20 protein-coding genes and 1 pseudogene are annotated in these 23,605 nt (G+C 63.5%); 13 read left to right on the plus strand and 8 right to left on the minus strand.

The annotated features are described in order from the left end of the window. Nucleotides 1-2 precede the first annotated feature (2 nt). The 3 genes from P0D73_RS21750 to P0D73_RS21760 all read right to left on the minus strand — a co-directional run bounded on the left by P0D73_RS21750 (nt 3) and on the right by P0D73_RS21760 (nt 4,908). Nucleotides 3-590, minus strand: a complete 588-nt coding sequence (locus P0D73_RS21750) for an alpha-ketoglutarate-dependent dioxygenase AlkB family protein (RefSeq protein WP_408432812.1) — start codon at nt 588-590, stop codon at nt 3-5. 124 nt (nt 591-714) lie between these two features. Next, nucleotides 715-2,388, minus strand: coding sequence for an alpha,alpha-trehalase TreA (gene treA / locus P0D73_RS21755; protein ID WP_408314480.1), 1,674 nt, complete (start codon nt 2,386-2,388; stop codon nt 715-717). 213 nt (nt 2,389-2,601) lie between these two features. Next, entirely contained in the window at nt 2,602-4,908 is a 2,307-nt protein-coding gene (locus P0D73_RS21760; RefSeq protein WP_408432814.1) for a PA14 domain-containing protein, read from the minus strand. A 347-nt stretch (nt 4,909-5,255) separates the two neighbouring features. On the opposite strand from P0D73_RS21760, the gene P0D73_RS21765 reads away from it, so the two are divergent. Next, nucleotides 5,256-6,155 carry a DMT family transporter gene (locus P0D73_RS21765; RefSeq protein ID WP_408314482.1) on the plus strand — a complete coding sequence of 300 codons (900 nt, stop codon included), beginning with the start codon at nt 5,256-5,258 and terminating at the stop codon, nt 6,153-6,155. Between the two features lie 221 nt (nt 6,156-6,376). After that, a complete protein-coding gene (locus P0D73_RS21770) occupies nt 6,377-7,333 on the plus strand; it encodes a DUF4148 domain-containing protein (RefSeq protein ID WP_408314484.1) in 957 nt (318 codons plus the stop codon). Nucleotides 7,334-7,373: 40 nt separating this feature from the next. Here P0D73_RS21770 and surE read toward each other — a convergent pair whose 3' ends face one another. Then, entirely contained in the window at nt 7,374-8,153 is a 780-nt protein-coding gene (gene surE / locus P0D73_RS21775) for a 5'/3'-nucleotidase SurE (RefSeq protein ID WP_408432816.1), read from the minus strand. A gap of 134 nt (nt 8,154-8,287) precedes the next feature. Between surE and P0D73_RS21780 the strand changes: the two are divergent. Beyond that, nucleotides 8,288-8,920, plus strand: a pseudogene (locus P0D73_RS21780) (porin); the annotation flags it as partial. Here P0D73_RS21780 and P0D73_RS21785 read toward each other — a convergent pair. After that, nucleotides 8,827-9,045, minus strand: coding sequence for an LrgB family protein (locus P0D73_RS21785; protein ID WP_408180947.1), 219 nt, complete (start codon nt 9,043-9,045; stop codon nt 8,827-8,829). The pseudogene P0D73_RS21780 and the gene P0D73_RS21785 sit on opposite strands and share 94 nt — an antisense overlap. Nucleotides 9,046-9,146: 101 nt before the next feature. On the opposite strand from P0D73_RS21785, the gene P0D73_RS21790 reads away from it, so the two are divergent. The 3 genes from P0D73_RS21790 (at nt 9,147) to P0D73_RS21800 (ending at nt 13,355) form a co-directional block, all read left to right on the plus strand. Beyond that, on the plus strand, nt 9,147-10,310 hold the full coding sequence (locus P0D73_RS21790; RefSeq protein ID WP_408180946.1) for an epoxide hydrolase family protein: 1,164 nt from the start codon (nt 9,147-9,149) through the stop codon (nt 10,308-10,310). Between the two features lie 263 nt (nt 10,311-10,573). Continuing rightward, entirely contained in the window at nt 10,574-11,938 is a 1,365-nt protein-coding gene (locus P0D73_RS21795; RefSeq protein ID WP_408290729.1) for a sigma-54 dependent transcriptional regulator, read from the plus strand. A 442-nt stretch (nt 11,939-12,380) separates the two neighbouring features. Continuing rightward, complete coding sequence (locus P0D73_RS21800) at nt 12,381-13,355, plus strand: hypothetical protein (protein WP_408180944.1); 975 nt, start codon at nt 12,381-12,383, stop codon at nt 13,353-13,355. A 52-nt stretch (nt 13,356-13,407) separates the two neighbouring features. Here P0D73_RS21800 and P0D73_RS21805 read toward each other — a convergent pair whose 3' ends face one another. Continuing rightward, nucleotides 13,408-14,493, minus strand: a complete 1,086-nt coding sequence (locus P0D73_RS21805; protein ID WP_408432818.1) for a TIGR03118 family protein — start codon at nt 14,491-14,493, stop codon at nt 13,408-13,410. Between the two features lie 120 nt (nt 14,494-14,613). Next, on the minus strand, nt 14,614-16,017 hold the full coding sequence (locus tag P0D73_RS21810; RefSeq protein WP_408432820.1) for an aminotransferase-like domain-containing protein: 1,404 nt from the start codon (nt 16,015-16,017) through the stop codon (nt 14,614-14,616). Between the two features lie 294 nt (nt 16,018-16,311). Here P0D73_RS21810 and P0D73_RS21815 point away from each other — a divergent pair, with 294 nt between their 5' ends. The 4 genes from P0D73_RS21815 (at nt 16,312) to P0D73_RS21830 (ending at nt 21,056) form a co-directional block, all read left to right on the plus strand. Continuing rightward, the gene (locus tag P0D73_RS21815) at nt 16,312-17,742 is read left to right on the plus strand and encodes an amino acid permease (protein ID WP_132377305.1); all 1,431 of its coding nucleotides are present in this window, start codon (nt 16,312-16,314) and stop codon (nt 17,740-17,742) included. Beyond that, the gene (locus tag P0D73_RS21820) at nt 17,742-18,971 is read left to right on the plus strand and encodes an NAD(P)/FAD-dependent oxidoreductase (RefSeq protein WP_408432909.1); all 1,230 of its coding nucleotides are present in this window, start codon (nt 17,742-17,744) and stop codon (nt 18,969-18,971) included. The genes P0D73_RS21815 and P0D73_RS21820 overlap by 1 nt, the downstream gene beginning before the upstream one ends. 137 nt (nt 18,972-19,108) lie before the next feature. Further along, a complete protein-coding gene (locus tag P0D73_RS21825) occupies nt 19,109-20,260 on the plus strand; it encodes a branched-chain amino acid ABC transporter substrate-binding protein (protein WP_132377304.1) in 1,152 nt (383 codons plus the stop codon). A gap of 181 nt (nt 20,261-20,441) precedes the next feature. Continuing rightward, the gene (locus tag P0D73_RS21830) at nt 20,442-21,056 is read left to right on the plus strand and encodes an HAD family hydrolase (protein ID WP_408432822.1); all 615 of its coding nucleotides are present in this window, start codon (nt 20,442-20,444) and stop codon (nt 21,054-21,056) included. 23 nt (nt 21,057-21,079) lie between these two features. Here the strand turns inward: P0D73_RS21830 and P0D73_RS21835 are convergent, their stop codons facing one another. Then, nucleotides 21,080-21,985, minus strand: coding sequence for a LysR family transcriptional regulator (locus P0D73_RS21835; RefSeq protein WP_408180938.1), 906 nt, complete (start codon nt 21,983-21,985; stop codon nt 21,080-21,082). 160 nt (nt 21,986-22,145) lie between these two features. Here P0D73_RS21835 and P0D73_RS21840 point away from each other — a divergent pair, with 160 nt between their 5' ends. The 3 genes from P0D73_RS21840 to P0D73_RS21850 are packed head-to-tail and all read left to right on the plus strand — an operon-like array spanning nt 22,146 to nt 23,605. Beyond that, nucleotides 22,146-22,481 (plus strand): ArsR/SmtB family transcription factor, encoded by a 336-nt coding sequence (locus P0D73_RS21840; protein WP_132377301.1) that lies wholly within the window; start codon nt 22,146-22,148, stop codon nt 22,479-22,481. Further along, complete coding sequence (locus tag P0D73_RS21845; protein ID WP_408432824.1) at nt 22,478-22,927, plus strand: SRPBCC family protein; 450 nt, start codon at nt 22,478-22,480, stop codon at nt 22,925-22,927. The genes P0D73_RS21840 and P0D73_RS21845 overlap by 4 nt, the downstream gene beginning before the upstream one ends. Nucleotides 22,928-22,966: 39 nt before the next feature. After that, nucleotides 22,967-23,605, plus strand: a complete 639-nt coding sequence (locus P0D73_RS21850) for a glutathione S-transferase family protein (protein WP_408180936.1) — start codon at nt 22,967-22,969, stop codon at nt 23,603-23,605.

Here is a 23,605-nt window from a genome sequence, read left to right on the forward strand (position 1 = left end):
CGTCAGCCGCTGAAGCATCGAAACGCGAGGCTGATGCGCGGCTCCGTCATGCCCGCAAGTTTGGGAATGCCGTGCTCATGGGTAAATTGCGACGCGTAGCTCATGACAAGACAACTGCCGGGCTCCAGTTCGACATGCACGATTCGTCCGGCACCGGCGCCAGCCTTGGGCCGGATCGACATGCGCCGGGTCGCGCCGAGCGAGACGATGGCAATCGGCTGGGCGGGCACCAGCTTCTCTGTCTTGTCGCTGTGAAGCGCGACGCTGTCGCTGCCGTCGCGATAGAGATTGAGACCGACGCGATTGAACGGCGCGCCCACGAGCGCGCGCACGGCTTCGAATGCTTCGCCCAACGGCGCGGGCAGATCGTCTGCTTCGCGCGCGAAGGTGGCGAGCAGACGCGGCACGGCGACCTCGCGCTCGTACATCATGCGCTGCTGACTGAGCCAGCCGACATTGCGCAGCGCCGCGTCGAACCACGCCTGGGCCGTGTCGGCCGGGATCGACTCGGGTAGATAGCGGATGCCGCCTTCCTCGTCATGGAGGAGAGCGACGGGCTCGGGCGCGAAGAGGGCTTGCTGGGACACCATGATTCCGACGTGGGCTGGGCGCCGCCGGTCAGAAAACGAAGGGCGGCTCGGGCAAATCATTATACTGTGTTTTTATACAGTATTCATGACCTGCCACGACCGCACGACCGCCCTTCGTGCAGCTTCACTCGCCTGGGCTATACAGGTCGAGCAGCTTGAGCGTCACGCCATTGGTCCAGCCGAAGCCATCCTGCAACGGATATTCGCCACCGCCGCCGCCGCCCGTTCCCGCGCCTTCCACCACGTATTTCTCGACCAGTTTCTGATCGGACGCATAGACGCCTTTGACGTCGGTGAGAAAGCGCGTGCCGATCTGTTGGGCGAGCGCGTCCTGGCCATAACGCTTCAAGCCCTGAAGCGCCGCCCAGTGCAGCGGCGCCCAGCCGTTCGGCGCGTCCCATTGCTGCGTCGTGTTGTAGGTCGTCGTGACGAGGCCGCCGGGTTGCAGCAAGGTCGACTGCACCTGTTTCGCCGTCTTCAGCGCGCGATCCGGCCACGCCGCGCCGACGAACAGCGGAAACACCATCGCCGCGGTCTTGTTGTCGCGCGGTTTGGCGAGCTGCCAGTCATAGTCGCCGTAATAGCCGTTGGGATTCCACAGATAGCGGTTGATGCCGAGCGCACGCTTCGCGGCGCGTTGCGCGAATTCGCCGACGCAGCGGAAATCCCGCGTCTCGCCGCAACCCTTGGCGATGGTGATCTCGAGGTGGAACATCAGGCTGTTCAGGTCGACCGGAATGATCGACGTGGTGCGCACCGTCGCGAGCGTCATGTTGTCGCCGAACCAGCGCGAGCTGAAATCCCAGCCGCTTTCGGCGGTCGCCCGCAATTCGCGGTAGACATCGTTCGGATTGCGGCCGCTCGCCTGTTTCGCGGTCTGGATGTCCTCCAGATATGATTCGTCGCGCGGCGTGTCGAGCTCATCCCAGTAGCGGTTGAGCACCGTGCGATCCGGCATCACGACGACATTGCGCGTGGCCGAGCCGGGTTGCGTGGTGTTCTCGCCCTGCATCCAGTACGCGTATTCCTTGCGCAACGCGGGCAGGTACTTCTGGTAGACGCCGTGGCCTTCCACCTTCGCGGCGAGTTCCACCATGTGCGAGAAAAACGGCGGCTGTGAACGGTCGAGGTAGTACGTGCGATTGCCGTTTGGAATGTGGCCGAAGGTTTTGATCTCGTACGCGAAGTTGTCGAGCATGTCGTCGACGAGATTTTCGTTGCCTGATTCCTGCAGCCCCAGCATCGTGAAATAGGTATCCCAGTAGTAGCCTTCGCGGAACCGGCCGCCCGGCACCACATACGGTTTCGGCAACGGGATCAACGAGCTGTTGGGTGGCGCGCTCGTGGTGGTGCGGGTCAGTGCGGGCCATAGCCAGTTGATGTGTTCACGCAGCGTCTGGTTGGCGGGCGGCGTGATGACCGGCTCGCTCGGCGGCGTGAAGTACTGGTTGACGAAGTTCGCCAGCGAAAAACCGGCAGTGTTCTTCTGTTGCTCGTACAACTGCACGATCGTGGCGGGATCGGCGTTCGGCGTTGCATCGACGAAGGTCTTCTGGTCCGGATAGATCTGCGCGGTTTGCACGGCCACGAAGAGGTCGCCGTAGAGTTTGTCGGGCGCGGGCGGAAGCGTGCCGCCGACCTGGGTGTCGGCGTGGCAGACGCCGGCGAGACTGATCAGGAAAACGAAGCTTGAAGCGGCCGCTATGCGGTGCAGCCTGATGGATTCAGTGGTGCGGAAAGAGGTGCGAGATGCGATGTCGGCGCGCCCGAAGCTGCGCAATTGCGATGACTCAATCATGTCTCCTCCAGAGGAATGGACAACAGGATTGGTCTGCCTCGCGCCCACGGTTTCTTCTTGGGATGACCAGGGCGTGGCTAGCATCGCACAAATTACAGGGCGTTACAAACGGCTATGCAAACGGCATGCGCGAGATGCGCATGCCGCTGCACTGCACAACCAGCCGCGCCGGCGGTTTTACTTTTGCTGCCGGCCCGCTGAGTTCGACTTCCTCTAGTTCGACGTCACGAGCGAATCGGACGGCACGATCCGCAGCGTGTTCGGATTGCTCGCCGCCGGGTTCGACCACAGCAGATGCATGCTGGCCGCACCGGTGCCGTGCACATACTCGACCTTGATCGACGCGCGTTGCTTCGCGGCGAGCCAGGTCTTGCCGCTTACGGTGGATTGCGTCGAGGTCTTTTTGTCGATGATCTTAACGCCGTTGATCCACAGGCGCGCAACGTTGTCGCTGTCGATCGAGAACGTATAGAGGCCGTCCTGCGCCGCCTGGATCGCCCCGGTCCAGCGCACACCGTAGTGAGTCGCGTTGATGCCCGCGGAGGCGTCAGGCGAATCGGTGCCGCGCTCGGTGTTCAGATCGAAGTCGATCAACGGCGTAATCGAAGTCTTGACGGGCGCGCTCGCGAACGTCGGATCGTTGTAGTACCCGACTTGCAGCACCGGCAGCTTCACGTTGAAGCCACCTGTCAGCGCCTGCGTCTCCGAGGTCTGCCACGGATGGCCGTCCGGATAGATCGTCCCCTGGAAGGGCGTCGCCGGTTCGATCGTGGCGGGCGCGCCCGGCACCTGGCCCCAGTGGAAGCGCGTGTTGGTGCGGCCGATCATCAGCTCCCACACGATGAACCCCGTCGTGCCGCCGTAGTTCGACACGATGCCCGGCATGGTTTGACCCGTGGTGCCGGGGAAGCCGCGTTGCAGCGTTTCGGAATTCAGCGCGCTGACATTGCTGCCGTTCGCCGGACCCGTGTACGGGTTGCCGTACGGATGGAACGCATAGAAGTCGGAGAAGTACGTGCCTTCGTCCTCCTGCACTTGCGGCGCGTTGATCGGCTGCGTCGCGCCCGCGTTCAGGATGGCGATGCGCGCATCGTTCATCAGCGCCGCGCGGGTTTCCTGCAATGCACCATTGTCGCTGCAACCGGGTTCGTTCATCGTTTCCCAGAAGATGATGCGCGGGTCCTTGCGGTGTGGCGCGACGAAGTCGGTGATGTAGCTCGCGAGACTCGCCTTATATGTGATGGCGGAATTGGACGCGGTCGGCTGGAAATACGCCTGTTCCACCGGCGTACCCGGCGACTGCACCCACCGGCTGTTGTGCACGCCCCAGACCGGCGCCGGCTGCGGGCCGAATTGCGGCGTCGGGTTCCAGCAGTCGTCGTAGAAGATCGGCGAGACCTTGATGCCGTGGCGCGCGGCGATTTTCAGCAGGTTCTCGAACTTGCTCAGGAATGCCACACGATCGTTCGCCCACACCAGGTAATGCAGATAGACCGCGATTGTGTTCATGCCGTAGGTCTGCGCGTACGTCAGTTCGCGATTGACGATCTCCGGATCGTAGTTCTCCCAGAAGTCGATCGCGTTCACCGCGTTGGAAGGCGTGTAGACCGCGCCGACCACCTTCGAGAAATCGTAGCTCGGCGATGTCACGGTCGGATACGTGCGGATCGTGATGTTGCTGAAGGTCGCGCCGACGCCGAAGCGCCGCAGCCCGAAGCTGCCCGACTGGAAGGCGGCGGGCAGGGCGTTGGTGGCGTCGTTCACGCTGATCACGCGCTGCTGGTCGAGGTCGACGGTGATGGCCGTGCCGCTCGTCGTGACCTTCAGATGGTGCGTGCTGCCGCCGACGATCGTGCTGACCGGATACGAGATGAAGTTGGTCCAACTGTTGTTCTGACGGCCGACCACCAACGAATGCGTACCCGTGTCGAGGCCGATGAAGTAGCCGGTCAGGCTGTCGGGGCCGCCGGCCGTCGGGTTCGTGACGCGCACGATAAAGCCCGCGTTCGCGGCGCCGCTGCCGACCGGCGCGCTGACCGTCACGTCCGCTTCATACGACGCGCTCGCGTAGGTGCTGGCGAGCGCCACCGTTTTGTCGCCCGCGCCGGTGCCGTTGGTGGCCGGTGCGGGAATGGTGATGGTGGAATTGGTGGCGCCCGGCGCCCAGCCCTGGGTCGATCCCGGCGCGAGGTAGTTCGTGAGGTCGCCGAACGAAAGGGTGGTAGTGGAGACCGGCGCGGGGGGCGCCGGCGGTGTGTAGGGCGGAAGGTTGAGGGTGGGGTCGGCGATCACGAGCGGCGGGGTCGTCGTCTTCATGCCGACCGGAATGGCCTTCGCGGCCTTGAATTCGCTTTCGACGTTGGCCGTGTCGGCCGCCGAGGCCGCCAAAGCTGCCGAAGCGGCAGAGGAATCGACTGCGGCCACCTGCTTGTCCGCCGACGCTGACGCGTTCGGCGAACCGTCATTGCCACCGCAAGCGCCCAGCATGGCGAGCGCCGCAAGCACAAGGTAATTGCGCACCTGTATCTCCTGATGTCCCCGCTTAATTGATGGTCATAATTATTATTAATTCTGCATAGGGCTAGAGGCAGTGAGTCGTAGCCTTATGAAGATGGAAATAGATATGAATAATATTATTAGTTTGACGGACCTGTATCCGTACTTACCCCGAATTGTTGAACGGCAAAGATTGCGCTAGGCGAAGTGGAAACCGGTGGCGAATGCGAGGCGGACCGGGTCAATGTCTTGCGCGCCCGTCGATCCTTCACGGAGCCGCAGGCATAATCCGTTTTTCCAACATTGCGAGCCGCGTAGCCGGCACGCAAAACCGGGGCGAAGCGTCGTTTTGCTCGCTCCCAGGACACTCCATGCCGCCCATCACCGCTGTCCGCACGAGCGCCGCGCCCTTGCGCAGCGTTGCGCTGATCCTCGTGTCGATGTTCTGTTTCGCGCTGGTCGATGCGCTCGCCAAATCCGTGGCGCTTGCTTATCCGGCTAACGAGGTGACGTTCTTCCGCATGCTGTTTGGCCTGCTGCCCGCCGTGGCGGTGTGCCTGCGCGGCAAGCCGATCGTCGAGCGGATCAGGCATATGGACGTGCGCGGGCAGACCATTCGCGCGCTGACGTTGCTCGGCGCCTCGGGTCTCTTCTTCGCCGGTTTGCCGTACATGCCGCTTAGCGAAGCGGTGGCGATCGTCTACTCGGAAACTTTGCTGGTGATCGTGCTCGCGCCGCTGTTGCTGAAGGAGGCGCTGAAGCCGCGCGATGCCGTGGCCGCGGCAGTCGGCTTTGTCGGCGTGCTGTTCGTGGTGCGCCCCGACGGCTCGCATTCGAGCTGGCTCGGTCCGGTCCTGCTGATGTCGAGCGCCTTCTTCGGCGCGCTATCGATCATTCAGATCAAGCGCATTCGCGCCTCCGACGATTCGGGCACCACGGTGCTGTATTTCACGGTGATCGGCACGATCGTCACCGGCGCGTCGCTGTTTTTCGCATGGCGCACGCCTTCGCTCCATGCGCTTGCGGTGATGGCCTTGCTGGGTGGCTTCGCCACCGCCGGACAATTGCTGATGACCATGGCGTTTCGCCAGGCCGACGCCGGCGCGCTCGCGCCGTACAACTACACGAGCATCGTGTGGGCGGCACTGTTCGGCTATGTGGCATGGGGCGAGACGATCGGCGCCATGTCGCTGCTCGGCATTGCGTTGATTGTCGGCAGTTCGATTGCCGTTGCGATGCGTGGGAAGCAGGAAGAGGGGCCGCTCGTCTAGGCGTGCGCGCTGCGCTCCGGCACTGCTTCGCAGTTCCAAATAGTCGCCAACGGAAAGCGTGCCTCGGAGCTGGCTTTTTCGGCCAACGAGGCAGGCACAATCGGACGATTCGACGCCTGAAGAATATAAATAGAAAATGGGCGCATCCAGTTCGCGTGCGACATCGTACGTGACTTGATTCCGCGGACGCGCACGTACCACGGCTGGAAGGGGGAGACGTCATGCATAGCGAACCCAGGAAGATCGTTCTCACGGGCCTCGTCGTCAGTGCTGTTGCAATCGCCGCGTATGTTTCGCACGCCAGCAAACCCTGGACGTCGACGGACGAATTCGGCTCGGCGCGCGGTGACACGCCGGCTTACCGCACGCGCGGCGACACCATCAGCGGTGCGGTCATATCCGGTCCGGTCACCGCTCGCAGCGATTCGAGCAGTGCGATGGCCGGCAGCCTGCAGGCGGCGCGCAATAGCCTGCAACGCAACGATCTTGCCGCCGCACAGGCGCAATTGGACGCGGTCCATTCGGCCCATCAGGATGACGATCAGGTTCGCGCGCTGCAAAAGGAAGTGCAGACGCGCACGGATAACGAGCAGCGTGCAGTGAACGCGGCGCAAGTCGAGAAGACGCCGCAACCTGCCGCGAAGCCAGCACGGATGTCTTCGACGAAACATGCGCGGTCGCGTGAGGGCCGCGAGCGCACGCACCGTTCATCGAGTTATGCGAAGAGTCAGGCGGCGTTGGACAAGCTGGTGGCACGCCTCGACAGCAATAGCGTGCCGGACGTGAGAACGCCAGCTACCGGTGGACCTGCTATGGCAAGTCAACCGGCGTCGATTCAGACCGGGCTCAAGGTGATGCAGAGCACGAGCAGCGCGCCCGTCGGCGTGCCGGCACCGCCGGTCCAACAGCGGGAGCAAAAACCGCCAGCGGTATCAATAGTGCCAGCGCTGCCGCAAGCCGACCTGACCACGCAAGCCACGCTGCCGTCACCGCCGTTGGTTCAGTCCACGCCGTCCGCCGCCACGGGGGTGAAAACGGACGACGGCCCGAAGACACGCTCGCAGGTGCGCGCGGAGCTCGCCCGCGCCCGGGAGACCGGCGGCCTTCCCGCGTTCGGCAATCCCGATCCCGCGGGGCCAGGCGGGGCGCCGAGCCTCACCGGCGCGCCGCGTCCGTGAGGCTGCGCAAACTGGCGATCGGCAAAGGCTGACCAGAGGCTTAACTCAGCGAAGCCGTGAGACGCGCGAAGGTAGGTTCGTCGGTGCGATCGAAGGCGAGCGGCGTGACCGACACGCGCCCCGAAGCCACCACGGCCGTTTCGCTATCGGGATCGTTTGCGCGTGTGCCGCGTTGAAAGCGCAACCAGTGATAGGCCATGCCGCGCGGATCGACTTGCGGCAACACGTCGATATCTTCGACGAGTCCAACGCCCTGGCGGGTCGGCGTGAGCGGACCGGCAAGCGCCGCATCGACATCGGGAAAGTTGATGTTCAGACAGGTGGGCGCGGCATGCTCGATGGCGAGCAACTGGCGGATCACGCCCGGCGCAAGCGCACGCGCGGTGTCCCAGCACACGTTGTCGCGGTTGCTGAAAGTCTGGCTCAGCGCGAACGACGGCAAGCCGAGCAGCAGGCCCGTCATGGCGGCGCCGACGGTGCCCGAAAACATTGTTTCCACGCCGAGATTGCCGCCGCGATTGATGCCGGAAAGAATCAGCGTGGGCGGCGTGTCGCGCATCAGGTGGCGCACGCCCATCACGACGCAATCGCCGGGCGTGCCGGCCACGCCGAAACGCCGCTCGCCCTGGCGGCTCACGCGCAGCGGCGAATGCAGGCTGATCGAATGCGACGTGCCGCTCTGATCGTGCTCGGGCGCGACCACCCAGACTTCGTGCGCGAGCTCGGCGGCAACGGCTTCGAGCACGGCGAGGCCGGGCGCGTCGATACCGTCGTCGTTCGTCAACAGTACGCGCGGCACTTTGAATTCATAGGCAGACATCGCGGCAAACTCCTCTCGGTGGGTAAGGGAAGGCAAGCCTCATTATCCAGTCATCGGCTCTCGCGTGCCTCGATGCAATCAGAGCAGCGCCTTTCAGGCCGGAATCAATTTGCTTTGCGCGCTGCGCGGCTCGGAAGGATCCGGGCAGCGGACTGAAGGCGATCTTCGTCCTCGAGAACGGCTTCAACCTCTCGACCGGCAAGCTGGGTCAGAACAGCCGCGAGTTCGGCCGCCAGGCATTCGTCGGCCTGTCGAACGACCAGTAAGGCGCGGTCACGCTCGGCCGCCAGTACGACAGCGTGGTCGACTATCTCGGCCCGCTCGCGCTGAACGGCACGCAATACGGCGGCACGCTCGCCTCGTATCCGTACGACAACGACAACCTGAACAACTCGGTGCGTATCAACAACGCCGTCAAGTTCCAGACCGTCGATTACGGCGGCTTCAAGGTCGGCGCGCTGTATGGCTTCTCGAATGCGGCGGGGAGCTTCGCGGACAGTCGCGCGTATAGCATCGGCGCATCGTATGTGTTCGGCGGCCTGAAGGTCGCGGTCGCGGCAGGCTACCTGCAGATGAACGGCGGCGGTTCGAGCACCAACAGCAGCGGCGCGGTCGCGAGCGGCGACTCCACCTTCAACGCGGCACGTCAACGCACCTATGGCGCGGGCGTCAACTACGGCGCCGAATACACGGTCGAAATGACGAGCACGGCGGTCAAGGATGGAATGCCGCCGATCTCGGAAGCGACCGCCATCGCGATCGGCGTGGTCGCCGATCTGGGTGCGAGCGACGCTATCGTTTGATGCGATGCGCAGCAGCGGGCAGCGCAGCGAGCGCTTGAAGCATGGCGGTCTTCAGAACGCGGAACAGAAAATGCGCCGTTGTGTACCATGCAGATTGCCTCGTGCTTGTTCGCTGCCTGAGCTGAGCGTGGACTTTGCTGTTAGAGGTAGCTGCGCACGTCAACCAACACCCCGTACCGGACAAGTTGCCATGCAGACACAACCGTTTCAGATTGCAATTGCCGATCACGATATCGATGATCTTCGCCGCCGTATTCGCGCGACCCGCTGGGCACCGGCGACGCCGTCGCCGGCCTGGCAACAGGGCGCCGATTCCGCGTGGCTGCGCGAGTTGGCGTCGTATTGGGCCGAACATTTCGACTGGCGCGCGGCCGAGCGCGGCTTGAATCAGCAGCCGCAATTTCTCGCCGATGTACAGGGGCAGCGCGTGCATTTCGTCCATCGGCGTGGCGTAGGCCCGGCGCCTTATCCGCTCGTGATCACGCATGGCTGGCCCGGATCGTTCTTCGAGTTCCACGCTTTGCTGGACCGCTTGTGCGACCCGGCCGCATCCGGTGGCGATCCTGCCGATGCGTTCGATGTCGTCGTGCCGTCGCTGCCTGGCTTCGCGTTTTCGCAGGCGCCCGCGCAGCCCGGCATGTCCGCGTTTCAGGTGGCGGATCTGTGGGCCTCGCTGATGCAAGGCCTAGGTTATGAGCGCTTCGGCGCGCAAGGCGGCGACCTCGGCGCCGGTGTGTCGATCGCGCTCGCCGCGCGGCATCCGCAAGCCGTGGACGGCATTCATCTCAACTTCCTGCCGAGCTCGTATGAGCCGGCCATCGGCGCGGCGCAGAAACCGCTCACGCCGGCCGAGGAAAATTTCCTGCGGGAGAAGAACGAGTGGGCCGCGCTCGAAGGCGGTTATGCGCACATGCACACCACCAAGCCGCAGACGCTCGCGGCGTCGCTCAACGATTCGCCGGTGGGATTGGCTGCATGGATCGGCGAGAAATTTCGGGCGTGGAGCGATTGCGAAGGCGACGTGGAGCGTGTGTTTTCGAAAGACGAACTGCTCACCAACATTTCGCTCTACTGGTACACGCAGTGCATTGGCCCAGCGATCCAGATGTACTGGGAAAACCGCTTGCAACCGATGCGTTTTGCCGAAGGACAACGCGTCGCGCCACCCGTCGGCTTCGCGCACTTCCCGAAGGAGATCAATCACCCGCCGCGCAGTTGGCTCGAAAGAACCTTTGATGTCTTGCAATGGACCGACATGCCGTCCGGTGGACATTTTGCCGCGATGGAAAAGCCCGATCTGCTCGCCGCCGAAATTCGCCAGTTCTTTCGGCCGCTGCGGCAACCGCGGCGCTAGTTCAACGCGGCCGCGACGTTTGGCGTCGGGAATCTAGTCGACGGCGCGAAGCTCGGCGAGTCCGCGAGTCCGCGTGTCGCCATGAGACAAGACATTGCATTGTTCGTCATCTCGATCAACCATTAAATTTGGTCAGGCCGTGTTTTCAGCTTCGTGTCAGCACGTATGATTGGGCGGTGGCACGGATCACCCGCACAACAAGCGGCGACGCGCTCTTCGCCATACGGTTCAGGGCAGGTGCTGAGGGACAAGCAAAAAAGACGATGCAGAAAACGAAGGCCATTACGCGGCGCGTCATCTATCTCACACGCGATCCCGTGCCAGGATTGCTGGCGAGCTTTCGGGAACGCGAGTGGGACGTCGAGGTCATCGGCTCGGTGCGCGAGGTTCGGCAAATCGCGCATGACGGCGCGCTGGCCGGCGGTCTCGTCGATCTGTCGAGCGTGTTCGAACCACGTCAGCTTGCCGCGCTGCAAGCGTGTCTCGCCATGCCGAACATCGGCTGGGTGGCGATGGCGGCCGCCCCACACCTCGACGACGCAAGCACACGCCGGTTGGTGCGCGACTACTGTTTCGACTACGTGACGCTCCCCGCTGCGAATGAGCGGATCGTCGACACCGTGGGCCACGCTTGCGGCATGATTTCGCTCGGCGAGCCGGCCTTTGTCGACACGTCCACCGCTGAAGGCGAGATGATCGGCACGTGCGACGCGATGTTCGCGTTGTACCGCTCGATCCGCAAAGTTGCGACCAACAACGCGCCGGTTTTCATCTCCGGCGAATCCGGCACCGGCAAGGAACTGACCGCGGCGGCGATCCACGCGCGTTCGCCGCGCCGTGACGCACCGTTCGTCGCCATCAATTGCGGCGCGATTCCGGCGCAGTTGTTGCAGTCCGAGTTGTTCGGCTACGAGCGCGGCGCATTCACCGGCGCGAATCAACGCCGGGTCGGTCGCGTCGAAGCGGCGAATGGCGGCACGCTGTTTCTCGACGAAATCGGCGATCTGCCGTTCGAGAGTCAGTCGAGCCTGCTGCGGTTTCTGCAGGAGAGCACCATCAATCGTTTGGGCGGCAGTGGCTCGATCGATGTCGACGTACGCATCATCTCCGCAACTCATGTGGATATGGAAGCGGCGATCGAAGACGGCTGCTTTCGCGCGGACCTGTACCACCGCCTGTGCGTACTGAGGATCGACGAGCCGCCGCTACGCGCGCGCGGCAAGGACATCGAATTGCTCGCGCTATACACGCTCGACCGTTACCGCAAGGACGCGACCCGCCGCGTCTACGGCTTTGCACCGGACGCGATCACGGCGATGCATCGCTATGACTGGCCTGGCAACGTGCGGGAACTGATCAACCGGGTTCGGCGCGCCATCGTGATGTCGGAGGCACGCACCATTACGGCGGACGACCTGGAACTATCGAGCTATACCACGGCCGTACCCGTGACGCTCGCTCAGGCACGCGAAACCGCCGAGCGGCAGGCGATCGAACTCGCACTGCTACGTCATCGCGGCCGCCCCGGCGATGCCGCGCGCGAACTCAGCATCTCACGCACCACGCTTTACCGTCTGCTCACATCACATGGCATGCGTTACGGAGATGAACCGGATGCGGCGGAATAACGCTGTCGTCTGTCGTAAAGTTGCGAGCGCCCGGGTACGCAAATGACGTGTCTGCCAATCGTCAGCACATCGACGGAATCGCTCACAAGTAAGTTCTTCGCTGCCTTAATAACGCATCCGCAATTATTGCGCGATGCCGATGGTCCACATGAACCTGCGACACTCACCACGTCATGTCTCTCTGCGTTTTGGCGGAAAGGCAATGCAAGGACGTGAAACGATAGACCATACCTGATGCCTGCGCCCCGGTTCATCCGACTCCATCGCCGCAGATCAGCGTGCCCGGCTCGAATGTGACGCCACGATGGCACGAGTCGCAATTTCAAATGCCGCGCACCTTGTGGGGGCTTCCGTGCCCCAGGCAAGAACATGTGGATCCACCTCCGACAGTAACGGCAGCGCTCAAAAGGCGATCTGTCGCTCACGCGTGCCGAGGAGCAATGTGAATCTTTTTCCGTGCACTCTCGTTTATGTCGATGTCGATGCGAAACCGGGGCCCAACTCGACGAGTCGCGATCCGCTCTCGTATGTGAGCCAGGCGATCTGCCTGAATAACAGCTTGCGGCGCGTGGGCATGCCGACCTTAACCATCATGACTAACGCGCCGGACCTGGTCGCGCGCCGGCTCGCGGGCATGCCGACCGAGCATCGTCCGGCAGTGACGCCTCTCGCCGCAACGATCGAGCTGCCGAAGAACATGCCGTTCTACGCCGCGCATTTCAAACTCGATCTGATGGACCAGGTGGCGGAGACCTTGCCCGCCGACACGATGATGTTGTTGCTCGACGCCGATATGGTGGCGCTGCTGCCGCTCGATCACGATCTGATCGAACGATGCGCGCAAGCCGGCCTCGGCGTATTCGATATTTCGGATCAGGTGTTTCCGGCCTACGGCAGCGAACGCGTGGTCGCGGATCTGGAGATCGTTGCGGACCAGCGCTTGATGAATCCGCGCTGGTACGGCGGCGAATTTCTACTCGCGACACCCGCTTCGCTGCGCCGTCTGGTGCCGCGCGCGCGAGCCAGTTACGCGCGCTATCTCAGCGAAAGCGAGCACCTGAGGCATCACGGCGACGAAGCGTTCATCTCGGCCGCGCTCAATGCGCTCAGCGACGAAGGACAGGTGCTGATCGAAGTCGGCGCGTATCAGGCGGTAGGGCGCCATTGGCCCGGCAACAACTATCGCGACTTGCGCTGGTTCCGCTGCTGTTCGTTCGTTCATTTGCCTGGCGGCAAGGCACTGCTCGAAAGAGAAGCGCGTTTCGACGATTTCGCGCCGGATCGTTTCTGGCGCCACATGCGCGTGGCGCACCTGCGTGGGCGCGTGCGCCACGCGGTCAAGCGGATCGCGAGGATGCTGAGCGCGGAGCGGCTCGCGATGCTGTCCGCGTGTGCGCTGCGCGGCGTGAAGAGCTAGCCGCGTCAGTCACATACGCATTACGGTGAGCGCCGCACCGCGCCTCCGCTCGTCACATTTTCACGTCGATACGACCATAGACGCCGTTCGCTTCGTCATTCGGCCCTGCGGCGAAAAACAGCGTGTTCACCGGCTGATTGCTGAGTCCATTGCCGAACGCGATCCCCCACAGGCCGTCCTGCACGAACGAAGTGTTGTCGGGCAGATTGATGGCGCCGAGCGACTGGCCGCTCGCCCGATCGAAGGCGTTGATCGTGCCGTCACCGAAGTTGCCGATCAGCACGTCGCCGCTGAACCGTCCAAAATTGGCCGGCGCCTGCGTGACGCCCCACGGCGCATTCAGCACGCCCCCCGAGGCAAAACGCTGCAGGAGGTTGCCCGCGGTATCGAAGACATCGACGAAGCCGAGGCCGGCGCCGTCGACGTTGTCGTGCGCCTCCGCATCCTGTTTCGCGTAGGTCACGAAGAGCTTCGCGCCGATTGCCTGAATGCCGAACGGCGCAAAGCCTGCCGGAAGCGACGTGTCCTGAAACTTGCCCGGTGTTGAAACCTTCGCGAAGTTCTTGTCGAAGACGTCGACTCTGTTGTTGTGAAAGTCGGTGGCGTAGAGGAAGTTGGCGCCGCCGTTGCTGGCCAGCGCAAGGCCCTTGTAGACCGCGGCGCTGCTGCCGCTGTCGAATACGACGAAGGCGGTGGTGGGCGCAACGGCCGGCGCCCACGCGGTAATCGTGCCGCCTTCGCCGGCAAAGATGAATGCGCCTACGCCCGATTTGCCGCCTTGGGTCACGACGAAGTCCGTCGTGCCGTTGAACACGATGCCGGTCGGATTCGCCGGCCCGTTGACTCCATTCGGAATGCTGACGACAAGCGATTGTGGCGTGCCGTTGCCGTCATAGAGTGTCGCCAGCGAGGTGGCGTTGTCCGCTACCCAGACGAAACCCTTCGGATTGAACGCAACGCCCCACGCGTTTTTCAGATTCGGGTCCGTATGCGCCGCCGCGACCGCGCCGTCCGATACGAGTGCCGTCGACGTAAACGATTGGTTATTGACCGAATCGGAACCGCCGCACGCTGCGATAAGACCCACCAATGCTGCGCCGCCCACGACGATGCCCAATGACTTAAGCACAGATTTCATGGCCGCACCTCTCTGAGAGACCAATGATCATTGCGCCTATTGAACGCGTGGCGTGGCGGCTTTATTCCTTCGGCAAAGATGTTTTTTCGACCCGTGTCGGGCGGTCAGTTGGGCGGCGCGTCATATCGTGCCGAACAGCGCGCGCGGACGATCCTTGAGCGTGCCGGTCAACAGCCGCAGCGCGCTCACGAGCTGATCGCGGCTGGTCGCACAGGCGAGGTTGATCCGCACCCCGTGCTCGATCTCCGACCGGTCCACCGCAAACGCCGACGACGGCATCACCACGACGCCACGCGCCTTCGCATTGGCCGCGAAGTCGTCAGCGCGCCACGGCGGCGGCAACTTGAGCCACACGAACATGCAGGCCGGATCGGTCTGCAGCAACTCCTGCGGCAACAGCTCGCGCGCGAGGTCCTGGCGCGCGCGAACCTCGGCGAGCTGCGCGTCCATGATGTGGCGCGCGGTGCCGTCCTCGATCCAGATCGACGCGATCAGCATCGACATCGGCGCGGGCATCCATGCCGTCGTGCGGACGGCTTCCGCGCATAGCGCGGCGCTGTCAGGCGGGCTCAGCAGATAGCCGAGCCGCAGGCCGGGGGCGAGGATCTTCGAGGTCGCCGCGAGGTGGAAGGTGAGTTCCGGACACAGGCTCGCGATCGTCGGCAGACGTTGCGAGACGAGCGGACCGTACACGTCGTCCTCGATGATCGCCACGCTGTGCCGGCGTGCAATATCGACGAGCGCCATGCGGCGTTCGAGACTCATGGTCGTGACAGTCGGGTTCTGCAGATTCGGCACCGTGAAAATCGCCTTCACGGGCATGCGCCGGCAGGCGCGTTCCACTTCGTCGGTCAGCAGGCCTTCGCGATCGCTAGGAATACCGACGATCTCGAACTGGAACACCGGCGCCAGCGCCTTGAGGCCGTAGTAGGTGAGCTGATCGGCGAGAATCACGCCGTCGGTGCCGATCAGGCTGTTCAGCACCGCATACAAGCCATGCTGCGCGCCGCTCGTGACGACCACGTGATCAGCCGACGGCACAAAGCCGGGCGCGGCCATCCAGCGCGCGCCGGCCACGCGCGCCCACGCGGGCCCTTGCGGCGGCTGGTACTCCTGTAATTGCGGGTAGCGCGGATCGCGCGGCAATTCGGCCAGCGTGCGAGCGAGGCAGTTCAGGAACTCGCCCGTGGCCGGACGGTTGACGGTCAGATCGATCGCCGCGTTGCTCATGGCCTGCGCCGGCTCCACGCTCGGCATCGCGCCGCCGGTCACGAGCGAGCCGCGCCGTTTGCTGCCGATCACCAGCCCGCGCAGCTGCAGCTCCTTGTACGCCCGCGAAACCGTCGACACGTTGATGCCCAGTTCGGTGGCGAGTTGCCGCTGCGGCGGCAGGCGGCTGCCGGGCGGATAGATACCGCTGCGAATCTCGTTCTCGATCGAACTGGACACCTCGATATAGGTGGAGCGTTTCGCCTGCTCCGGGGCGCCAGGGGCGGAGCGGGCGGCGTCTTTGTCAGAAGCCATAAGATCAGGTGTCTCCATACAAAACCGGCTTTGTCCGCAATTGTGCGGAGGTTTGCCGATTCTATACCAGACATGCCTGACTGCAAGCCTTCAACCGATTACTCACGCGGCCACGGGGCGCTGGCAAGGAGCGCTCCCGCAACGATCCAGGGAAAGTGCCAGGGCCACACAATGTGCGTTTTAATTGCACACAAAAAAATATTGTGTGATTCTAGATGTCATGTTTTGTCTGGTGGCGTGAATCAGGAGATGCCGCCGGACTGTGTCCAGCAATCTGTCAGCAGGAGTTGTCCGATGAGCTTTCCCCAGTCCTCCGCACCCGACACCACGCCGAAACTCGGCGCCGCGCTGCGTCAGCGGCACGTCACGATGATCGCGCTCGGCGGCATTATCGGCGCGGGCCTTTTCGTCGGCAGCAGCGCGACGCTCGCCACCGTCGGACCCGCCGCGTGCGTGTCGTATCTCGTGGCCGGCATCGTCGTGCTGATGGTCATGCGCATGCTCGGCGAAATGGCGCTGGCGGTGCCCGGCGTCGGCTCGTTCACCGAATACGCGCGCATCGGCCTCGGCAATTGGGCAGGTTTCACCAGCGGCTGGCTGTACTGGTACTTCTGGGTGATCGTCGTCGCGGTCGAGGCCGTGGCGGGCGCGGCGATCCTGCAGCGGTGGATTCCCGCACCGGTGTGGATGATCGGCCTCGTGCTGCTGTCGGTGATGACGTTGATCAATCTGCTGTCGGTGAAATCGTATGGCGAATTCGAGTTCTGGTTCGCATCGATCAAGGTCGCGGCGATCATCGTCTTTATCGCCATCGGCGCGGCCTATGTGTTCGGCTTCGGCCATACCGGCAGCGCCGTGGCGAACCTGAGCAGCAATCGCGGCTTCATGCCGTTTGGCGCCATGTCGATTTTCGCGGCCGTGCCGACAGTGATTTTCGCGGTGGGCGGCGCGGAGATCGCCACCATCGCCGCCGCCGAATCGGATGATCCGGCCAAAAGCGTTGCGGCCATGACGCGCTCGGTGATTCTGCGAGTCATCACGTTCTATGTCGGGTCGATGTTCCTGATCGCATGCATCGTGCCGTGGGGCAGCATCGTCACCGGACACTCGCCGTTCGTCGCCGCGCTCGAAACGATGCGGATTCCCGGCTCGGCCGACATCATGAACGCCATCGTGCTGGTCGCCGTGCTCTCGGCGCTGAATTCGGGCTTGTATGTGTCCTCGCGGATTCTGTTCCGGCTCGCCGAACGCGGCGACGCGCCGAAGTCGCTGCTGAAGCTGACCCCGCACAAAGTGCCGCGCCTCGCCGTGCTGCTGAGCAGTGTCGTCGGCTATGTGGCGATCGTTGCGGCCATTGTGTCGCCGCAGGGCGTGTTCCTGTTCCTCGTGAACGCGTCGGGCGCCGTGATGCTGTTCGTCTATCTCGCGACGGCGCTTGCGCAAATCCGCATCCGCCGGCGCATCGAGGCCACCGAACCGCAACGGCTCACGCTGAAAATGTGGCTGTTTCCGGGGCTCTCGTATGCGGTGGTGGCGGCGATCGTCGGCGTGCTCGTCGCGATGGGCTCCGATCCGTCGCTGCGCCCGCAATTGATGGCGAGCGCGGCGAGTCTCGCGGTGGCGTCGGCGGCTTATATGCTGGTAGCGAAACGCCAGCAGAGCGGCGGCACCGCGACGGGCTATCGGTCGCAGATCGGCCAGGAAGCATTTGAAGGGCGCAAATGATGCCGGAGATTGCCATCATCGGTGCGGGATTCATCGGCCTCGCGAGCGCTGCGTCGTTGATGCGCGACGGCCATCGGGTCACGCTGTTCGATCCGGCCGGCGTGGGGCAGGGCGCGTCGTTCGGCAATGCCGGCACCTTCGCGCACTATGCGTGCATTCCGGTCAACAACCCGTCCGTGTTCCGAGATTTACCGCGTTTTCTGCTGTCGAACCAAAGCCCGTTCAGATTGCGTTGGGGATATCTGCCGCATCTCGCGCCGTGGCTCGTGCGCTTCATGATGAGCTCGCTGCCGCGCCGCTACGAAACGAGCGCGGGTGCGCTCGCCGCGCTGCTGGATTGCGCGCAGGACGGCTACGCGCCGCTGCTTGCCAATGCGGAGCTGGCACGTTTCGTCCGGCCGCGCGAGTGTCTCTATCTGTATTCGAACGCGGCTTCGTTCGATGCCGCGCGTCCCGCGCTCGATCTGCGGAAAAAACTGGGCGTGGCTTTCGATGTGCTCGACGGCGCCGCGATTCGCGCCCTTGAACCGGGACTGGCGCCGATCTTCGAGCGCGGCGTGCTGTTCAGCAATAGCTGGCACTTTTCCGACCCGCAAGGCTTTCTGCAGACGCTTTACGAGCAACTCGCCGCGCAGGGGCTGAAGCTCGAACGCTCGACTGTCGATGCGGTGCAACCCGGCGCGGATGGCGCGAGCCTGAGCGTCGGCGGTGTGGCGCGGCGTTTCGATCACGTGGTGGTGGCGACCGGCGCGCGTTCGGCCCATTTCGCCAGCCAGTGCGGCGACCCGGTTCCGCTCGACACGGAGCGCGGCTATCACGTGCGCTTTCCCGGCGCGCAGCACCTGGTGTCGCGGCCGGTCGGCTGGGCCGAGCGCGGTTTCTACATGACGCCGATGAGCGACGGCTTGCGCGTGGCGGGCACGGTCGAACTCGCCGGCTTCGGCGACACGCGCAACCGCTCGCTGCTCGACCTGCTGACGTTTTCATCGAAACGGGCGTTGCCCGCACTCGACACACCAGATAGCAACTGGCTCGGCTTTCGCCCCACATTGCCCGACGGCGTGCCGGTGCTCGCACGCTCACGCGCGAGCGAGCGCGTGATCTACGCATTCGGCCATCAGCATCTGGGTTTGACGCTGGCGGGCGTGAGCGGACGCATCGTCGCCGATCTGATCGCGCGGCGTGCGCCGCCGCTCGATCTCGCGCCCTACGCGGCCACGCGCTTTTGATTGCAGCAGAGGACAGGTTCGGAGTCGTTTTATTCAGGCTTTACAGCAAGCATCGCAGAGCGGTTTCGACGCGTCGCGCATCGGATCGGCCCACCTGCACACACACGCGCGACGTCACATCTCGCAAGGAGCGCATCATGAATCGCCGCTATTGGCTGTTGAGTGCCACTGTCTGTGCACTCGCCACGTATATGCCGTTTTCGTGGGCCGCCGACCCCCAGATCGTCAAGATCGGTTTCGTCGGACCGTTGACGGGGCCGGTTGCCCGCGTCGGCAAGGACTTGCAGTACGGCGCGCAGCTGGCGCTCGATGAAGAGAACGCGAAGAACCCGGTGATCGGCGGCAAGCCGGTCAAGTTCGTGCTCGACGTGCAGGACGATCAGGCCGATCCGCGCGTGGCGATTCAGGTCGCGCAGAAGCTGGTCGACGACGGCGTGGTCGGCGTGATCGGCCATTACAACTCGGGCTGCAGCATTCCGGCGTCGACGGTGTATCACCAGGCGAACGTGGCGATGATCACGCCGGGCTCGACCAATCCGCAATTGACCAAGCAAGGCTTCAAGAACGTGTTTCGTACGATGGGCCACGACGGCATAGGCGGCGTCGTGGCGGGGCATTTCGTGGTGGAGCAGATGAAGGCGAAGCGCATTGCCATCATCGACGATCGCACCGCTTTCGGGCAAGGGCTGGCCGATGCGTTCGAGAAGGGCGTCAAGGAAGCGAACGGCAACATCGTCGATCGGGAATTCACCAACGACAAAGCGATCGATTTTCGCGCCATTCTGACCACGCTCAAGAGCAAGAACGTCGACCTGATTTTCTTCGGCGGGCTGGATGAGCAAGGCGCGATGCTGGTCAAGCAAATGCGGTCGCTCGGCATGTCCGCGCAGCTGTTCGGTGCCGGCGCGCTGAAGAGCAACGCGTTCCTGCAGATCGCCGGCACGGCGGGCAACGGGACGCAGGATCTCGAGCCGGGCCCGGCGCTCGACAAGCTGCCTGCCGCGCAGGCGTTCGGCAAGCGCTACAAGGCGCGCTTCAATCAGGATGTCGAACTGTACGCGCCGTTTTCCTATGACGCCGCGCTCGCCATGCTGAAAGCGATTCACGCCGCCGACTCGCTCGATCGCGCGAAGATCGTCGACAGTCTCGCCAAGGTCACGGTCACGGGCGTCACCGGCAATATCACCTTCGATCCGTACGGCGATCTGATCAAGCCGCCGTACACCTTGTTCCAGGTCGAGCAAGGCCAATGGAAAAGCGTCAAGACGGTGGGCGGCAGCGGCGCATGATGGCAGGTCTGGAAGCAAGCCATATTTCACCGCTTGGCTGAGGTCTGAGAAAAAACCGTGACGCCGGCTGTTGCCGGCAGTCGCGGTTTTGTCGAGGCACAATGGAAACAGGCAACCGTTCGGTGTCATCGCGCCGCGCGGTTGCTTCATTTCTGAAAGCTTTCGACGCGAGGCCGACAGCATGACCGCATCCATCACGCTGGTTCTGTTCGACATGGAAGGTGTTCTGACCCATTACGACCGCGCCGCACGGGTCGATCATCTGGCGGCCACCGCGGGGTGCTCGCCAGACATTGTGCGTCACGCGATCTGGGGATCGGGCCTCGAAGCGCGTGCGGACGCAGGCCAGATCAGCGATGACGAGTATCTGCGCGAGTTGGGCATGTTACTGAACTACCCGGTCAGCCGCGACGACTGGTTGGCTGCGCGCCACGCGTCGATTACGCCGAACCAGGAAGCGCTCGCGCTTGCCGCCAAAGTCGCCGAGCGGCACCGTATCGCGGTGCTGACGAACAATTGCCGCTTGTTGACCGATCACATCGCTTATCTGAATCCGCCTGTCGCGCGGCTGTTCGGCACGCACGTTTACTCGTCGGCGGCGTTTGGTGCCGCGAAACCGGCGGCGCAAACGTATCTTCGCTGTCTGGAGCAACTCGGCGTGCCCGCGGCCCAAACGCTTTTCGTCGACGATACGGCGGCCAACGTGAACGGCGCGGTCGATGCGGGACTGCAAGGGCACCTGTTCGTCAGCGTCGCCGCTTTGTCGGACGAATTGCAGCGTCGCGGGTTGACATAGCGGCTGTGACGGTTTTCAAGTCGCTAATCGCTGAAGTCCGGATTCTGCTGCACCAGTTCGTGCACCCACTCGCTGAACACCCGCACGGACATGCTCAAACGACGGTGCGGATAAAGAATCGAGAGCGGCAACGGCGCGCAATGGCAGTCGCGCAAAATCTCACGCAGCGCGCCGGATTCGAGCGCCTTCGCCACCATGAAGCGCGGCGTCTGGATCAGGCCCAAGCCTTCCACTGCCGACGCAACATAGACCAGGCCTTCGTTGACCGCGAGTTTGCCCTCGATCGGTCTTTTGATGAGGATGCCGTCCGCTTCGAACTCCATCGGATAGACGCGCCCCGTGCGCGCGGAAAAATAATTCACGGCGTGATGCCGGTCGAGATCGTCGGGCGTGGCGGGCTCGCCCATCTGTTCGAGATAGGCGGGCGCGGCGCAAATCGTCATGCGCACGCTGCCGAGCGAGCGTGCCACGAGGTTCGAATCGTCGAGCACGCCGATGCGGATCACGCAATCCACGCCTTCCTGCACGAGATCCACGTTGCGGTCCGCCAGTCCCAGCTTCACCGTGATGTCGGGATAGCGCGCGTTGAAATCGCGCATCACCGGAACCAGCACGTGAGCCGCGAATGTGGCGGACGTGTCGACGCGGACCGTGCCGCGCGGACTCTGGCGTTTGCTCGATAACGCCGACTCGGCGTCGGAGACCTCGGCGAGAATGCGTGCGCAGTATTCGTAGTAGAGCGCGCCGTCGTCGGTGACCTGCACGCGGCGCGTCGTGCGGTTCAGCAGCCGCACGCCCAGGTGGCTCTCCAGATTCTGCACGACCGTCGACACGGAGGCGCGTGGCATTTCCAGCGAATCGGCCGCTTTCGAGAAACTGGACGCGTCGACGACGCGCTTGAACACTGCCATGCCTTGAAGAAGGTCCATACGGTGCTGTCCTCTGGAAGCTGAGCGAAGACCTACTCGCGAATCGTTGGAATGATAGCCGCGGCGCGTTGATGTCGGACAGTGCAAACCGGCCTACGGGTTCACGGAGTCGGCCGCAAAAAACCTTGACTCCCGGAACTCACGGCCTATAGTTCACCATATGGCAAAGTCTCCAGTCAGTCAACTCGATCGCACGTTTTCCGCCCTCGTGGATCCCACGCGGCGGGCCATCCTCGCGCGTCTGGAGCGTGAGCCTGGTCTGTCGGTCACGGAAATCGCGCGTCCGTTGCCGCTCAAACTGCCCGCCGTCATGAAGCACCTCGACGTGCTGAGCGACGCGGGTCTGGTGGCGCGCACGAAAAGCGGCCGAACCGTCTCGGTCGAACTGGTTGCCGGCCCGATGGAAGAAGCGATGGCGTGGTTGCGACGCTACGAACGCTTCTGGTCCGCGAGTCTCGACCGGCTCGCCGATTTTGTTGAGAGGAACGACGAATGAACGAAAAGCCGAGCCTGACCATCGTGCGGCGCATCAAGGCGCCACCTGCAAGAGTCTACGCAGCATGGACGCGGCCCGAGTTGATGGCGCGCTGGTGGGGACCGGACGCCGGGCCGGTGCTGAGCGCCGAAGCCGATCCGCGCGTGGGCGGCCGCTTTCGTGTGGTGTTTCAGACACTGGATGGCGAAACGCACGACTGCCGCGGCGAGTACCAGGAGGTCGAAGCGGAGCGCAAGCTCGTCTTCACGTGGGAGTGGGTCACGCTGCCTGAGCGCCGGTCGCTGGTGACGATCCGGTTTCGTCCGATCGAAGAGGGCACCGAACTGCATTTCAATCATGCGCAGTTCTTCGACGAAGCTGCACGCGATGGTCATCAAGCCGGCTGGACCGGTGCATTCGAGAAGCTGGACGCACTGCTTGCCGAGCTGGAAAACGAAGCCGAATGAAGCACATTCCACCGAAGTCAACACATACCGAGGTCGACCATGAAGCTTTACTATGCTGAAACGCTGTCTCCCAGAAAATCCTGTGCGCTAGCCAAATATTTAGGCTTGCCAATCGACTACGCCTTTGTCGATCTGGGCAAAGGCGAGCAAACCCGGCCGGACTATCTGGCGATCAATCCGAACGGCAAGGTGCCTTGTCTCGTCGACGGCGAGAAGATCATCTGGGAGGCCGACGCGATCCTGTGCCATCTTGCGCAGCGCGCGGAATCCCCGCTTTGGCCGCGGGGCGCGCAGCAGCAGATCGAAATCGTGCGCTGGTTCAGCTGGAATAGCCAGCATCTGCTCCGGCATGCCGGCGCGCTTTACTTCGAGTACCTGATCAAACCGTGGGTCGGACTCGGCGAGCCCGACCCCGCGAAGGTCGCCGAAGCGCAAGGTTTTTTCCGCAAGCATGCTGCCGTGCTCAACCAGCATCTGAAGGGACGCAAGTGGCTGCTGGGTGACGACATGTCGGTGGCGGATTTCTCGGTCGGCATCGCGCTGCCGTATGCGAAAAGCGCGGCAATGCCGGTTGAAGAGTTTCCGGAAGTGGTGCGCTGGCACGATCAGTTGAACGCGATCGACGCATGGCGCGACCCGTTTCCCGCGCGGCAGGAACGCGCCACGGCGAACGCCTGA

The organism is Paraburkholderia sp. RL18-101-BIB-B, from assembly GCF_046026985.1.
Classification (GTDB): domain Bacteria; phylum Pseudomonadota; class Gammaproteobacteria; order Burkholderiales; family Burkholderiaceae; genus Paraburkholderia.